Source organism: Sporosarcina gallistercoris, from assembly GCF_050459885.1.
Taxonomy (GTDB): Bacteria; Bacillota; Bacilli; order Bacillales_A; family Planococcaceae; genus Sporosarcina; species Sporosarcina gallistercoris_A.
Window position 1 is genome coordinate 48,811 of record NZ_JBCMNO010000006.1, and the last position, 16,064, is coordinate 64,874.

General features: G+C 47.1%; 10 protein-coding genes. 9 read left to right on the forward strand and 1 reads right to left on the reverse strand.

What is annotated here, in order from left to right:
• The first annotated feature begins 18 nt into the window (after positions 1 to 18).
• The 6 genes from ABE021_RS04225 to ABE021_RS04250 all read left to right on the forward strand — a co-directional run bounded on the left by ABE021_RS04225 (position 19) and on the right by ABE021_RS04250 (position 8,982).
• Positions 19 to 1,596 carry a glutathione ABC transporter substrate-binding protein gene (locus tag ABE021_RS04225; protein WP_430287020.1) on the forward strand — a complete coding sequence of 526 codons (1,578 nt, stop codon included), beginning with the start codon at positions 19 to 21 and terminating at the stop codon, positions 1,594 to 1,596.
• Positions 1,597 to 1,656: 60 nt separating this feature from the next.
• Positions 1,657 to 2,913, forward strand: a complete 1,257-nt coding sequence (locus ABE021_RS04230; protein WP_430287021.1) for an amidohydrolase — start codon at positions 1,657 to 1,659, stop codon at positions 2,911 to 2,913.
• Positions 2,906 to 4,132 (forward strand): amidohydrolase, encoded by a 1,227-nt coding sequence (locus ABE021_RS04235; protein ID WP_430287023.1) that lies wholly within the window; start codon positions 2,906 to 2,908, stop codon positions 4,130 to 4,132. Before ABE021_RS04230 ends, ABE021_RS04235 begins: the two co-directional genes overlap by 8 nt.
• Before the next feature lie 56 nt (positions 4,133 to 4,188).
• The gene (locus tag ABE021_RS04240; protein ID WP_430287024.1) at positions 4,189 to 5,088 is read left to right on the forward strand and encodes a DMT family transporter; all 900 of its coding nucleotides are present in this window, start codon (positions 4,189 to 4,191) and stop codon (positions 5,086 to 5,088) included.
• Positions 5,089 to 6,247: 1,159 nt separating this feature from the next.
• The gene (locus ABE021_RS04245) at positions 6,248 to 7,936 is read left to right on the forward strand and encodes a methyl-accepting chemotaxis protein (protein WP_430287025.1); all 1,689 of its coding nucleotides are present in this window, start codon (positions 6,248 to 6,250) and stop codon (positions 7,934 to 7,936) included.
• 734 nt (positions 7,937 to 8,670) lie between these two features.
• Entirely contained in the window at positions 8,671 to 8,982 is a 312-nt protein-coding gene (locus tag ABE021_RS04250) for a hypothetical protein (RefSeq protein WP_430287026.1), read from the forward strand.
• Here the strand turns inward: ABE021_RS04250 and ABE021_RS04255 are convergent.
• Complete coding sequence (locus ABE021_RS04255) at positions 8,979 to 9,947, reverse strand: nuclease-related domain-containing protein (protein ID WP_430287028.1); 969 nt, start codon at positions 9,945 to 9,947, stop codon at positions 8,979 to 8,981. The two genes, ABE021_RS04250 and ABE021_RS04255, sit on opposite strands and share 4 nt — an antisense overlap.
• Before the next feature lie 437 nt (positions 9,948 to 10,384).
• Here ABE021_RS04255 and helD point away from each other — a divergent pair, with 437 nt between their 5' ends.
• The 3 genes from helD to ABE021_RS04270 all read left to right on the forward strand — a co-directional run bounded on the left by helD (position 10,385) and on the right by ABE021_RS04270 (position 16,022).
• Positions 10,385 to 12,610, forward strand: a complete 2,226-nt coding sequence (helD, locus tag ABE021_RS04260) for an RNA polymerase recycling motor HelD (RefSeq protein WP_430287030.1) — start codon at positions 10,385 to 10,387, stop codon at positions 12,608 to 12,610.
• Between the two features lie 1,448 nt (positions 12,611 to 14,058).
• A complete protein-coding gene (locus ABE021_RS04265) occupies positions 14,059 to 14,556 on the forward strand; it encodes a PH domain-containing protein (protein ID WP_430287031.1) in 498 nt (165 codons plus the stop codon).
• A complete protein-coding gene (locus tag ABE021_RS04270) occupies positions 14,553 to 16,022 on the forward strand; it encodes a PH domain-containing protein (RefSeq protein WP_430287032.1) in 1,470 nt (489 codons plus the stop codon). The genes ABE021_RS04265 and ABE021_RS04270 overlap by 4 nt, the downstream gene beginning before the upstream one ends.
• Positions 16,023 to 16,064 lie beyond the last annotated feature (42 nt).

The window sequence follows — 16,064 nt, forward strand, 5'->3', positions numbered from 1 at the left end:
TTGAAATGGGGGAGCACAATGAAGAGTTGGAAAAGGTTTCTTACAGTAGTATTAACAGGGGTGTTGCTTCTGATTTTGCAGGCTTGTTCAACAAGCGGATCGAATTCAGATGATAAGGCAAGTGCAGGTGGGGATAAGGAGAAGTCAGAAGATGGCGGTACACTAACAGTCGTTCGATTGTCGGATGCAACAGGGCTGGATCCGCATTTCATCACAGATATTCCTTCAGCAAACGTCATTCATGGCAAAGTCTATGAAACGCTCGTCCAGTTTGATAAGGATATGAACATTAAGCCGATGCTTGCAACTGAGTGGGAACAGACGGATGACCTCACTTGGGAATTCACACTTGTAGAGAATGTGAAGTTCCACGATGGGACAACGTTTGACGCAGAGGCTGTGAAAAAGACGCTAGATCGTATCTTGGATCCGGCAACAGGTTCTCCGCAACAATCGAAACTTGGAATGATTCAAGAAGTGGTCGTAAAAGATCCAACTCACGTCACGCTGAAATTATCTGAACCGTATGCACCGTTACTTTCAATCCTTGCAAGTAATGAAGGAAGTATCATGAGTCCGAAGGCAATTGATGAGTCGGCTGAAAAACTTGCGACCCATCCAGTCGGCACAGGACCATTTGTATTTGAATCATGGAAGTCAGGTCAAGACATTACATTAGTGAAAAACGAAGACTACTGGGGCACTCCAGTGAAACTTGATAAAGTCGTATTCAAAGTCGTTCCTGAAGATGCAACTAGACTCGCAATGATCGAACAAGGTGAGGCGCAGATTTCAGACCAAGTGCCAGTCACTGAAATCGATCGAATCGAAAGCTCGGATATACTGAATCTATACCGCACCGAAGGCTTGGCTGTCGAGTACGTCGGATTCAATACGACAGCAGCACCTTTTGATAACGTGAAAGTAAGGCAAGCTGTCAGTTACGCGATTGAGCGAGAGGCGATTTTGAATGGTGTCTATAATGATGTAGGAACACTGGCGAACTCTGCTATGAGTCCGAAAGTATTCGGCTACAGCAAAAATATCGAAGCGTATCCGTATGACATCAACGAAGCGAAGAAATTGATGAAAGAAGCAGGACTGGAAGATGGAGTCACAGTGAAATTATTGACGAGTGACCGGAAAGAACGCATTAACATGGCGGAAGTCATCCAATCACAACTTAAAGGAATCGGTGTGAACGTGGAGATTCAAGTAATGGAATACGGTGCGTATATAGATGAAGTCGATGGCGGTAAACACCAGATGTTCATTGGCGGCTGGGGAAATGCAACAGGTGATGGAGACTATAACCAATATAACCTGTTCCACTCAGATTCCATTGGATCCCCTGGAAACCACTTCTACTATAAAAATCCTGAAATCGATAAGCTGATCGAACAAGGCCGAGTGGAAATGGATCCTAGTAAACGTGAAGAGATCTATGAACAAGCCATGCAGCAAGAGATGGATGATGCTGTGTACGTCCCGATCCGTAACTATGAGCATCTAGCTGTCTACAATAACGATGTAAAAGATTTCTATTTGAACCCATCCAACTATCTGATTATCAATGAAACAACAGTGAGTAAGTAAAACCGAAGAGTAAGGCCGCAAGTCCGGGCCTTACTCTATCCTTTTGAAGGAGTGATGGAATTGACAACTTTGTTGTTGAAAAATGTAACGTTGGAAACAGGATTCCAATACGAAGGCGATCGAGTTACAGCTACGAATACCGCTGTGTATGATGTCCTTGTAAAAGACGGTAAAGTGGAGACGATCGCGGAGTCGATCAGCGTTTCGGCAGATACAGAAATCGATGTAGCTGGAAACCTACTGATGCCTTCGATGCGTGAAATGCATATCCATGTCGACAAAACGTATTTTAGCGGTCCGTGGAAAGCGTGTGTACCGATCACAAACGGAATCATCACACGGATTGAAGAAGAGGAAAAACTACTGCCACAACAACTTCCTGTTGCCTTGCAGCGTGCAGAGAAAATGATTGAGTGGCTGTTGTCACAAGGCCATACCCACATTCGATCTCATTGTAACGTCGATCCTCAAATTGGGACGAAACACATCGAAATCACATTGGAAGCATTTGCGAAATTCGAAGGGATGTTAACGTATGATATCGTCGCGTTCCCGCAGCATGGCTTATTGCGTTCGAATTCCGAAGCATTGATGAGAGAAGCGATGCGTAAAGGCGCTACGTTGGTAGGCGGTGTCGATCCCGCAACGATCGATCGCGATATTGAACGTTCACTGGAAACGACGATGGACATTGCGACTGAGTCAGGTAAGGGATTGGATATCCATATCCATGACGGCGACTCTCTCGGAGCGTTTGAATTCAGAAAGCTGGCTGAACTTGCGACACAAGCAGGGAAAATCGGACAGACGACAATCAGCCATGCTATAGCTCTTGGCGATCTACAAGGCACTGAACTTGAGGCGATTACAGCGATTTTGAGGGAAGCTCAAATCGACGTGACGACAACGGTTCCAACAAATCGTCCAACAATTCCAGTCCAATATTTGCAAAAGAACGGTGTGAATGTATCACTGGGGCACGATAGTCTGACAGACCACTGGTCACCTTATGGGACTGGGGATACCATTGAAAAGCTTTCGATTCTGGCAGAACGCTTCCGTTTCATGGATGAACTCTCATTGAATCGTACTTGGCAGTATGCGACGGGCGGCATCATGCCGCTCGATGACGAAGGCAATGCCGTTTGGCCGAAAGTCGGAGACGACGCAAACTTCCTGCTGATCGATGCAGTTTGTTCAGCACAAGCCGTGGCTCGCCGCAAGCCGATTACACGAGTCATCTTCCAAGGGAAAGTAGTTGCGGAAAGTGGCATTGTACAGAGCGGTTTACAGATGGGAGGCGTTCAACGTGGCTGAAACAACGTGGCTTGTAAATGTTAAGCTCGAGACGGGCAATAAAATGATGGAAAACGGAGCAGTTGAAACAGAGACGGCGCTGCATACGTTGAAAGTTGTGGATGGAGTGATCGAGGAAATCCATGATGCCGGAAGTCCTGTCCATATGGATGGCGAACAGATGGATATGAAAGGTAAACTAGCGGTGCCTCCGTTAAAAGAAATGCACAATCATTTGGACAAAACCTACATGACGTTGGACTGGAAAGCAGTGACACCAGTGGCGAATTTGAAAGAGCGGCTGCAGCATGAAGCAGCGGAACTTAAAGAGTTGGCAGGTTCCACTGAGACGCGAGCAAAGAAAATGATTGAAACACTTCTGGGCTATGGTGTCACACATATCCGCACGCATGTGAACATCGATCCTTATATCGGATTGAAAAATTTGGAAGGTGTGAAGGCTGCTCTTCAAGCCTACGAGGGAATTGTGACTCATGAAATCGTCGCCTTCCCCCAACACGGTCTGCTTCGAGGTGAAGTTCCAGCGTTAATGCGCGAAGCGATGAGGAGCGGAGCGACAATCGTTGGGGGACTCGACCCTGCTGGAATTGATCAGTCCATTGAACGCTCGCTTCACGAAGTGATGGATATTGCGACTGAGTTTGACGCGGACGTCGACATCCATCTGCATGACGGCGGAATGGTCGGGTACTATACATCGGATAAATGGATTGATATAGTGGAGGATGCAGGATATCGCGGACGCACAGCATTGAGCCATTCGTTCTGTTTAGGCGATGTACCGATTGGACAGCAAGTGAAAATAGCGGAGCGCCTGGCAGCTCAAGACGTGGCGATCATGTCGACAGTTCCGATCAACTTGAACAGAACGCTGCCGCCTATTGAATTGCTGGACGAACATGGAGTTCGCGTACATTTCGGATGTGATGGGTTTTATGATTCGTGGGGTCCGTATGGAACAGGAGACGTGTTAGAGAAAGTGACGCGTTTCGGGGAGCTCAACCGTAAAATCGAAGAGAAATCCTTGCGCCATGCGTTGCGTTTTGCTACAAATGGAGTGACGCCATTGAATGCTCAAGGCGAACGCATGTGGCCGTTAGTGAATGACAAAGCGGACTTTGTTTTCTTCGATGCTGCGTCAACAGCGGAAGTGGTAGCAAGAAAGCCGATCGACCGCTGCGTAATGGTAAAAGGTGAAATTGTAACTCCAGCATTGTAATGAGTACGGGATGGCTGCCGAGTGCAGCCATCCTTTTTTAGATGGCAGGTGAACGTATGGAACGTAGTCAAATGAAGTTATATCTGATTGGATTGTTTTGTGTCATTGCGTGGGGAAGCAACTTTGTTTTCGGCTCGATACTAGTGGGGCAGTTCAATCCCGGAATCATCGCTGTTATCCGGTTGCTGTTCATATTGATGTTTCTCTATTCAGTGACCCGGCAGCAAGTTCGCGGCATGCGTATGGACAAAAAAGGGTGGCTGTTCCTGCTGGCGGGAGGACTTATCGGTGTCTCTTTTAACCAATGGAGTTTTTACGCGAGTCTGCAGTACACCGATCCCGTGACGGCGTCGCTGATTTTAGCACTTTCCCCCATCGTGACCGTTGCACTCTCCGTTTATTACTTGAAAGAGAAACGGCGACTGATATTTTTGGGAGGGGCAGTGATCGGGCTTTGCGGAGTATGGCTGGTCATCACTGAGGGGACGTGGTTTGTCCCTTCGATTGGCCGTGGTGAGTTGCTCATTGCAGGAACGATGCTGTCGTTTTCGGTGTTTCTGCTGTTAGTCCAGCACATGTCAAAAACGATGAGCGTCGGTGTGATCACTTGGTACACGAATCTTATCGGCATGATCGGCTTGTTGCCGTTTGTTTCCTGGAAGGCGCTCCCTTCAACCCTGGAAGTCGATTGGACGTATTGGTTGCTGCTCATTGTCACAGCAATCGTGATGCATGGATTATGTACGTATTTGTGGAACGAGGTCATCCGGGAAGCGGGTGCATCCAACATCGCGCTGCTGCTCAACTTGGAACCGTTCATCGCCATGATTTTCAGTTATGTGATTTTGCAGCACATCATCAGTCTGCCGCAGTTGGTTGGCGGATTCATTATCATACTAGGAATCACCGTGTCGCTGCGAACACCACGGGTACCAACAATACAGGATGGAAGTTAGAAGATATGCAATCCAGGAAAGACCCGTTTCGCTTCGGCGAGACGGGTCTTTTCGTATTGCCGATCACAGATAGGAGAGTTGTCCGACAGGGGAAGTGGATTGCCGTTCAGTAAGAGGGATTTCTCGATCACCTAGCGGAATTTCTCCGACACCTAGCAGAGGTTGTCGATAACGGGACACACTTCACCCGATTTAAGGGATTAATTGGTAGCGCTTCGCTTGTTGAAGGAGGGGCGAGTCACTCGGCCCCAGCAGTTTCCGCGTTCCTTGACACATCCCGCCGTTTGTCCATCACCTGATGGAAGTTCCCGATCACCGAGTGCCCTTTACCAATCAACTCTCCGCATTTTTCCGACACCTAGCAGAGTTTCTTGATAACGGGACACAATTCACCCGATTTAAGGGATTAATTGGTAGCGCTTCGCTTGTTGAGGGAGGGACTAGACAAACAGCCCCAGCGTTTTCCGCGTTCCTCGACACATCCCACCGTTTGTCCATCACCTGATGAAAGTTCCGGATCACCGAGTGCCCTTTGCCAATCAGTTCTGCACATTTGTCCGACATATAACAGAGTTTCTCGATAATGGGACAAACTTCACCCGATTTAAGGGCTTAATTGGTAGCGCTTCGCTTGTTGAAGGAGGGGCGAGTCACTCGGCCCCAGCGGTTTCCGCGTTCCTCGACACATCCCACCGTTTGTCCATCACCTGATGAAAGTTCCCGATCACCGAGTGCCCTTTACCAATCAACTCTCTGCATTTCTTCGACACCTAGCGAAGTTTGTCGATAACGGCACACGATTCACCTGCTTTAAGGGATTAATTAGGAGCGCTTCGCTTTTGGAGGAAAAGTTAATGGCACGTCTGTCGTGGAGTCGACTGAATCCGGAGTGCCTAGTGGACTGGTTTTACAAGATTTATCGATCACCTAGTACGCTTCAATTAGCTCGGATAAGGACTGTTAAGTAAAACTAGCTTGTCCGGTTAATATAGCGAATAGAGTGGAATTAATCTGAATGGCCTATTAATAAATATGACATAATTCAAAAAGAGTAGTGACTTTAGACCTCGTTCAGACTATAATTGTTGATTGGAAGGAACCGGATTTTTATGTGTATATTGGACTGTTATTACTTAAATAGAAGGAGATTGACATTATTATGAAGAGAAGAATGAGATATAAGAGCATTAGATCACGACTTTACTGGTCATTTGGAATTGTTATGCTGCTCGTTTTGGGGTTGGCATTTTTCACGTTGAATTCCATACAACGAGTGAATGAAAAAACGAAAGATATTATTGAACATGATACAAAGTTAGCTGTCGTAGATTTACGATTGGCGAATTCGATGGCTGGTCGGCTGTCTGCTGTACGGGCTTATATGTTGTTTGGCGATGAGCAATATATTGAAGAATTCAATATGTTAACGGATTATGCCAATAACCTGCAAGCAGAAACCGTTAAACTTGAAGGGGATTTGGGAGATTTAGTGGAAAGAACGTCGAATTGGAACGAGAAGCTATCAACAGATGTGTTAGACATGTATGATGCAAATCGGAAAGAACGAGCAATTAAGAATTTGGAGAGTTTGTCTGTAGAGGGTACAGAATTGATTGCTGAATACCATAAAGTTGCAGATAGACGTGAAAAACAAACTATGGCTCATGGTGATGAAATCATTAACAGTGGGATTATGACGCTGCGATTGGTATTTGCAGTTTCACTACTGACATTGGTAGTTAGTGGGACTGCATCCGCTACGACGACAGCCGCCATTACAAAACCACTTACGCAAGTTAGAAATCGTATGAGATCTATTGCAGACGGAGATTTAAGCCAGGAACCACTCGAGATTCTGTCAGAAGACGAAGCCGGGCAGCTTGCGGTCGCGATGAATGAAATGAGTGACAATACACGGAATATGCTGAATCGCATCAATGAAGTTTCGTCATCCGTTTCTGCACACAGTGAGGAATTGACGCAGTCGTCCACTGAAGTAAAACAAGCATCAGCACAAATTGCAGTGACGATGCAGGAGCTGACTTCAGGGATTGAAAGTGAAGCAAATACCGCAACCGATCTGGCGATGGCAATGGAACAATTCGTGGAACGTGTTGAAAGTGCAAATAAACGGGGAGAAGCGATTCAAAAAGCTTCTGAAAGTGTCATGGAACAGACGGAAAACGGCTCGGCGTTAATGGAATCATCTACTGAACAGATGCAGCGAATTGACACTATCGTGCAAGAAGCCGTTACGAAAATTAAAGGATTGGATGTCCAATCGCAAGAAATTTCGAAACTTGTCGTTGTGATTAAAGCGATTGCCGACCAGACCAATTTACTCGCATTAAATGCAGCGATTGAAGCGGCTCGCGCTGGAGAACATGGTAAAGGGTTCGCGGTTGTTGCAGAAGAAGTACGCAAACTGGCTGAACAAGTAGCAGTTTCCGTGACGGATATTACGGGCATAGTCGGTACAATCCAACAAGAGTCCAGCAGCGTTGCCGGATCGCTTGAGTCGGGCTATGAAGAAGTTGAAAAAGGGACTGCGCAACTTAAGACGACGCGCGAAACGTTTGATGAAATAAGTAATGCTGTTAATAAAATGACGATGGATATTGGGGGCATTTCTCAAAATCTAGAAGAAATTTCAGCTGGCAGTGAAGAGATGAACGAATCAGTCGAAGAAATCGCAGCCATCTCCGAGCAATCCGCTGCGGGCGTTCAACAAACGGCAGCTGCTTCACAGCAGACAAGCAGTTCAATGGAAGAAGTAGCGGGCAGTTCTGCACAACTTGCCCAGCTTGCCGAGAATTTGAATGGATTGGTACGAGAATTTAAGCTGTAAGTGAAAAAGCTGGGAGAAAGGCTCACCTGCCGCAGTGGCAGGTGAGCTTTTTGCTTGTCTGCGTTCTCGATCATTTGTGTCGCGTTGTCCGACACTGGGAGCGGGTTGTCGGTCAGTGGATGACGATTCATCATCACATAGAAGAATTTGTCCGACACCTAGCAGAATTTCTCGATAACGGGTCATAATTCACCTAATTTCAGGGATTAATTGGTAGCGCTGCGCTTGTTGGGGAAGGGCTATCTCGTGGGCATATCAGCAATTTGCTCAAAAAGGCGTTCTCGATCACAAGTGTTGGGGTGTCGGTCAGTTGGTGGAATTTCTCAATCACATAGCGGAATTTGTCCGACACCTAGTGAAGTTTCTCGATAACGGGACGCAATTCACCTATTTTAAGGGATTAATTGGTAGCGCTGCGCTTGTTGGGGAAGGGCTATCTCGTGGGCATATCAGCAATTTGCTCAAAAAGGTGTTCTCGATCACAAGTGTTGGGTTAGCCGACACTGGGAGTAGTTTGTCGTTCAGTGGGGGGCGTTTCTCCATCACATAGTCAAATTTCTCCGACACCTAGCCGAGTTTCTCGATAACGAGACACAATTCGACAGCGTTAATGGATTAATTGGTAGCGCTTCGCTTGTTGAGGAGAGGGCTAGTCACTCGGCCCAAGCAGGTTCTGCGTTCAATGACACATCTCCCCGTTTGTCCATCCCCTGGCGAGAGTTCTCGATCACCTAGTGCCCTTTACCAATCAGCTCTTCGCATTTCTCCAACACCCAGCGAGATTTCTCGATAACGGGACACAATTCAACAGCATTAAGGGACTAATTGGTAGCGCATCGCTTGTTAAGGGAGGGGCTATCCCGTGGGCACATCAGCAATTTGCTCAAAAAGGCGTTCTCGATCACAAGTGTTGGGGTGTCGGTCAGTTGGTGGAATTTCTCGATCACATAGCGGAAGTTGTCCGACACCTAGCCGAATTTCCTGATAACGGGACGCAATTCATTACAGAGACAGCCGACAAAAAAACACTCGATGAGAGTGTTTAGATGTGTGAACTATTTTCTTTCATGTATCCTCTGTTTTTAGATGCGCCTACAGGGACTAGGTTCATATTTAGTAGAGTTCGACGAGTGAATTGCGAACAATGGACACGGCAAAATCTCCTCCATTCTTTGTTAGTCAACGGACCACCGAACAGATGGAACCAATCCAATATGGCTTGCTTGTGTGCAGTTGTAGATCGATTCCTACAGCTTGGACAATTCCAGAATTGGCCATTTTTCATCATGCCAAGAGCATGACACGCTGGACAGGCAACCCCAGTCAAGAAGTCTTCAGGAGGTATCGAGTAAATTTCAGCAACTGGTTTAGGTGAATAGGCGCGATGTTCTTTAACCATACGGCGGGCCAAGCTCTCAAATTCTTCAGGAGAGAGTAGTGGGTGATTCGTGTGAATCGACCGTATGTGTTGAGGAATTATGCTTGGAAAGAGGATAGGCACAGGGGTCTTAAAGATCGATAGTCGTTGCTTAGGGTATGCCAACACTACACACCCGAGGACCGGGAGATTGATATTTTTGGCACTCAGCCAGTCTTCGAATAATTGACAGGTGTTGGTCAGTTGAGCAATCGGACTTGGAAACCCGAGTATTTCACCATTTTCTGACATACGCAGAAGCTGTGGGGGATTCTCTGTAACGGAGAGGTCTCCTGCAATATTTTTCACTTCACAAATCAATGCAAATTCTTGGGTGAGAATCAATGTGTCAATCTGAAAGAGGGAGCTAGAGGATAACGACACATCATTTAAAATATGCGTGGGCATCGGAAAGGTATAATTGCCAAGAACTCTGTCCAGTTCTTGCTCGCCTCCATACCCCGCTTTTATGGACGCCGCGCGTTGCTTGATTTTCCCATACATAGGATGGGTCTCAGGCAGTCTACTTAAAGCGACTGTCAGTCCTTCCAAAGCAGGCGGAAAAGATCGTTCTTTATAAATGATTGCATTCACTTCCTTTCATGTTATTAAGTCCATTCTATCACACTTGTTAGAATAATCTATCATTAATTATAAGTATGCTGCTCAATTTTAAGAATCAGCTACAGGGGAAATGCCCGACACCGGTCACAGATTGTGCATCACACAAAGTGAGTTCATCATCACGTAGCCAGGTTTCCCCGACACTTAGCAAAGTTTCTCGATAACGAGACACAATTCAGAGTGATGAAAGTATTAATTGGCAGCGCTGCGCTTGTTAAAATTAGAGCCATACTATATAGCTGGCTCCCGTAAACTATCTACATCTGTTCACTACAGAATTTTCTGTCATATTATCTTGCGCTCCAGAATCATGAGTGGTACAATCATCTTCTGTTTCAAATTTCCCCAGCAAGCCATCACCATCCGGAAACGACAGGACAAATTCTAGGAAAGCGGAGGATCTGTACATGCAGAGACACCCTGATTTTGAGTTTGAGGCTGAGCGTCTGGACTACACCGTACATTACATGCGACGGCTTTTAGAAGAATCGCAGCGTGATGTCGACGCCTCTCAAGAACAAATTCGTCACGCGATGGCGGATTTGGATTATTTGGACTCCAGTATGAGTTACATTAACATTCTCACGAACACACGGTTTTTCGAAATGGCACGGTCCCAGAAGGAGACATTTGAAGCCGTTCAGAAGAAGCCGTATTTTGCGCGGATCCACTTTCAGCCTGATGATGAAAAGGACCAAATGCTGTACATCGGTAAGACCTCGGTGTTTCATCAGGAGACGCAAGAACCGATAATAGTCGATTGGCGTTCGCCAGTCGCGAATGTGTATTATGACGGACGTTTAGGTGACCTGACGTATGATGTGCGGGGTGAAGAAGTCAGTGGTCATCTGCATTCGAAGCGGCAATATCAGATTGAAGAGGGCGGATTGCTTGATGTTCGTGACATTGACTTGACCACGAACGATGAGTTGCTGCAGGAAGCGCTCGCGGGCAAAGCGGATGTCCGGTTGACGGAAATCATCTCGACGATCCAATCCGAGCAAAACGACATTATCCGAGCAAGTCTGCGCAAGCCGATAATCGTACAAGGCGCTGCAGGCAGTGGAAAAACGACGATTGCGCTGCATCGGATTTCCTACTTTCTTTACACAAAGGGAACGGATTTCCCTGCTGAAAAGCTGATGATTCTCGCACCGAGTAAGTTGTTCATGGATTATATCGGAGATGTGCTCCCTGAACTTGGGGTCGGCAGTATTTGCCAGACAACGTTTGAAGAATATGTCCTGAATGCCACAGGTCTTAAGCTGAAATTGACGGATACGAATGCAAAACTCGAGAAATTGGCATCATCGGATTCGGTGGATGAAACCGCAATCGCCATTGCGAGGATGAAAGGATCCGATGAGTATCGGTCAATTATGGAGAGGTACGTGAGAAAACTCGAGCAGCAAACAGCGGCATTATTCGAGGATGTTTTCATCGACAATTATCGTATCATGGGTGCAAAGCGGTTGCGCAAGTTATTCCTGGAAGACTTCGGATACTTGCCAATTGAGAAAAGACTTGATCGTATCAAGCTAGTCATGAAATCGGAAGTGACGCGGAAGCGCAAGCAGCTCTACCAGCTATTATCGGATAAATACGAAGCAGCATTGGATAAAGCGTTATATGGAATCCGGGATGACGATAAGCGGCGGGCCAGGATCACACGGATCATGGATGAACGAGATGAGAGACTTCCTAAGATTGAGAAGGAAGGCAAGCAGAAAGTCGCTTCTTATATGAAGAGATTCAAGAAATTTAACGTGAAGCAATTGTATCGGAGTTGGTTGGTAGATGTCGGGTTACAGTCAGAACTTGCGCCGGAGTGGTCGGAAGCGTTCCGGGTTTCGTTCCAAGAAGCGCATTTAAAAGGCATATGGGAAACTGAGGATTTAGCAGCGCTGTTCGACTTGCATGTGCAGCTGAAGGGGCTCGAAAGTGAATGGAAAATGCGCGTCGTTTTCATAGATGAAGCACAGGATTACAGTGAGTATCAGCTCGCGGCGCTGCACGACGGGCTCGAAACGGAGTTGTTCACATTGGTTGGCGACTTGGCGCAAGGAATCCACAGTTACCGGGCATTGACGTCATGGGATCCCGTACGGAAGATGCTGCCGACCGCCACATATACGACGCTTCAGAAGAGTTATCGGACAACGATTGAAATCATGAATCTAGCGAATCGGGTGTTGGCTCAAATGGAAGAAGATTTGCCGCTCGTCGAGCCGGTCGTTCGACATGGAATCGAGCCGGTGTTTTACGAAATGGAGGAGCTGGATGTCGGACGAGTACGGGAGATTCACGAGGAAATTGCGGGGCGCGGCCATCGCTCGGTTGCGATGATCTGTAAGACGAACGGTGAAGCAAAGCAACTTTTTGAAGTGTTGTCCAAGGGCGGAACAGCAGTCCAGCTGCTTGACGAGCAAAGCGATATCGATGATGCACGCATGCTCATCGTGCCAAGCGTTTTGTCGAAAGGATTGGAATTTGACGCAGTCATTGTGGCAGCTTTTCATGATCCATTTCGTGACTCCCAGATCGACCGAAAGCTGCTGTATGTCGCAATGACGCGCCCGATGCACGAGTTGCATGTGCTAGGTGATGCAGCAAAAGAAGTTTTAGGCGAATAAATTCCGGAATCCCGTGGGCGAGTGGTGCGCTGCGGGATCTTTTGCGTGGTTAGATGAGGGAGGCAGTTGTGCTCATATCAGAGAGAAATCTCGCTGGGAAGTCGCACCAATACAACTTCTCCGACACATAGAGTGAGTTGTCCGACACCCCGAGAGCTTTCGAGATCACTCAGTCTGAATTCTCCATTACATAGAAGCATTTCTCCGACACCCAGCAGAATTTCTCGATAACGGGACACAATTCACCTACTTTCAGGGATTAATTGGGTGCGCTTCGCTTATTGAAAGAGGGCTAGTCACCCACCCCAAGCCTTTCCTGCGTTCCTCGACACATCCTGCCGTTTGTCCGTCACCAGATGAAAGTTCTCGATTACATAGTGCCCTTTACCAATCAACTCTTTGCATTTCTCCGACACCTAGCGGAATTTCTCGATAACGGGGCACAATTCACCTGCTTTCAAGGATTAATTGGGTGCGCTTCGCTTATTGAAAGAGGGCTAGTCACTCAGCGTCAGCCTCTCCTGCGTTCCTCGACACATCCTGAAGTTTGTCCGTCACCTGATGAAAGTTCTCGATTACATAGTGCCCTTTACTAATCAACTCTTTGCACTTCTCCGACACCTAGCGGAATTTCTCGATAACGGGACACAATTCAACTGCTTTCAGGGATTAATTGGGTGCGCTTCGCTTATTGAAAGAGGGCTAGTCACTCGGCGTCAGCCTCTCCTGCGTTCCTCGACACATCCTGAAGTTTGTCCGTCACCTGATGAAAGTTCTCGATTACATAGTGCCCTTTACCAATCAACTCTTTGCATTTCTCCGACACCCAGCAGAATTTCTCGATAACGGGACACAATTCAACGGCTTTCAGGGATGAATTGGGTGCGCTTCGCTTATTGAAAGAGGGCTAGTCACTCAGCCGTCAGCCTCTCCTGCGTTCCTCGACACATCCTGCCGTTTGTCCGTCACCTGATGAAAGTTCTCGATTACATCGTGCCCTTTACCAATCAACTCTTTGCATTTCTCCGACACCCACCAGAATTTCTCGATAACGGGGCACAATTCACCTGCTTTCAGGGATGAATTGGGTGCGCTTCGCTTATTGAAAGAGGGCTAGTCAACCACCCCAAGCCTCTCCCACGTTCCCCGACACATCCCGTCGTATGTCCATCACCTGGCAAGAGTTCTCGTTCACCCAGTGCCCTTTACCAATCAGCTCTCCGAACTTCCCCGACACCCACCAGAATTTCTCGACAACGGCACACAATTCAGCATGAATAAGCAAAAAAATAGAATCACCCAATATCTAAATAACAAGAAAACACCCATAATTAAGAAACCCTCAAGCGTTAAATCCCCCTGCAACCCAACAAATCCTGTCGCATCCATTGTAACTAACCTCGAAATTTGTTGTAATGGTAAAAACGGAACGGCTGGGGGGACTCGTATTGGAGAATGATATTCAAGCACCGACGCAGCGATTGGCGGATACGACAGTGCGTGTACTACGTTGGGGAGCGACTCTCCGCCGTATCATTATGCTTGTGATTCTGGGGGGGTTCCATGCTGCCAGTACGTACTTTTCCTGGTGGGAATGGACGCGCACGATCACATATTGGGGCGCAGGGCTCACTCTGATTACAGCCATCTGGTCCATCGGCTTGCGTCCCGTCTATTTCCATAAGCATTTCCGTTATGGGGTTACAGATGAATTTCTGCACATAAAATCAGGAGCGTTCCATGAAAACTATGAACTGATCCCGATGTCGAAGATCCAGGCAGTCTCAACGAATCAGGGACCGATTTTAAGGCGCTATGGGTTGTATTCCTTGGAAATCGAAACAATGGGGTCGAGTCATGGCATTCCTGCGTTGCCGAAAGAAGTGGCAATTGAAGTGAGAAACCAAATCGCCCGCCGCGCGAAAATTAAGGAAGTGGATGAATGATGAAGCGCTATCATCCGTCGACCATCTTGTTCGACTTTGTTGCCATTGTGAAAAGCTATGCCATACTTGCGTTTGTTGTGGCCGTCAACATCGGTTCGGATTCTTGGCTGTCTCGAGTGGGCCGTATACTTTTGCTGGGATCAGTAGTCCTCACCGTATCCGCCAGTATTCTGAAATGGTTCTCTCGAAAGTATGCAGCAGACGATATGGCGTTCCATCTGGAATCGGGCATTTTTGAGAAAACGGAGCGGACGGTGTACTTCGACAAAATACAAAATGTGCAGTGGCATACCTCGTTTTTACATAAGCTGTTCGGGATGACTTCCATCACCTTTGAAACAGGTACTTCCGGGATGAATTCAAATGTGAAATTCGATGCATTAAGACGTTCTGAAGCGGATCGTTTAGAAAAAGCAGTGAAAGAATTCATGCAACCTGTGAATGAGATAACACAAACGGAAGACGGAATAGCGCCTATTATTCCGGAGCGCGTCGTCCATTTCACTCCTACTAGAAAAGATACGATCAAAGCGTCTTTCACATCACTCAGTTTTTTGATTATCTTGCTGGTTGGTACATCGGTCTTCTCCAAACTGAACCAGCTGTTCGATGTCGAGGATTATGTAGAGGGATGGCTTGCTTCCATTCTTACGTCGGGTTGGATGATCGCTGGGTTATCACTCGGTCTCTTCGTTCTTGCTTTGACGATAGGCGTTGTTTGGACGTTTGTGAAATATGGACATTACGAAATCGCTTCGGACGAAGATCGGATCTTCATTTCAAAAGGCGTCTTGGAGGAAACCGCATTTTCCATCGCGAAGAAACGAGTGCAGGCAGTCGAAATTACGCAGTCCTTCATGAAAAGAATGCTTGGCCTAGCTGAAGTGAAGCTGATTAGCGCAGGAGATCTTGGGGATGATGAGGATGAAGTCAGTACACTGTATCCATTTTTGCCAGTGAAGCGGGCGTATGCCATGATTGCAGAATTGCTGCCTGACTACGAAGTGATTCCGGATACCAAGCGGCTGCCGCGGAAATCGTTGGCGGCTCGGCTCTTCAAGCCCTATTGGTTTTGGTTGATTGTCACCAGCCTGCTCGCCTATTTCAGGCCGGAAGTATTCAAACTGCAATTCGGCTGGGCAATGGTGTCCATCGCACTTCTCGTCCTTCTTGTAATCAGTCGGATACTGGGCTATTGGAACACGTCTTACGCGCTGAAGGGGCAATTCATTCAACTGAGTCAGGGGACATTTGAGAAAACGACATTTCTTTCGAGGCGTGACAAAATCATTGAAGTCTCCGTAAAGCGGACCAAACTGCAGCAGTGGTTCGGCCTCGGATCGATTGGACTGATTAATCGGGCAAAACCGGTGCGGCACGAGATGCTAGAGGACATGCCCATTCAAGAAGCCCGGCAGTTTGTTAGCTGGTATGCAGAACGGACCAAAGACGTACAGTTACAGTGAGAGGGTTTTAATCGGAACAACTTCAGGAATAGACTAAGTAGT

Bases quoted from the DNA above. Each gene is read 5' to 3' on its own strand.
- ABE021_RS04225 (WP_430287020.1), top strand. From the start codon at position 19: ATGAAGAGTTGGAAAAGGTTTCTTACAGTAGTATTAACAGGGGTGTTG.
- ABE021_RS04270 (WP_430287032.1), top strand. From the start codon at position 14,553: ATGATGAAGCGCTATCATCCGTCGACCATCTTGTTCGACTTTGTTGCC.
- ABE021_RS04245 (WP_430287025.1), top strand. From the start codon at position 6,248: ATGAAGAGAAGAATGAGATATAAGAGCATTAGATCACGACTTTACTGG.
- ABE021_RS04240 (WP_430287024.1), top strand. From the start codon at position 4,189: ATGGAACGTAGTCAAATGAAGTTATATCTGATTGGATTGTTTTGTGTC.
- helD (WP_430287030.1), top strand. From the start codon at position 10,385: ATGCAGAGACACCCTGATTTTGAGTTTGAGGCTGAGCGTCTGGACTAC.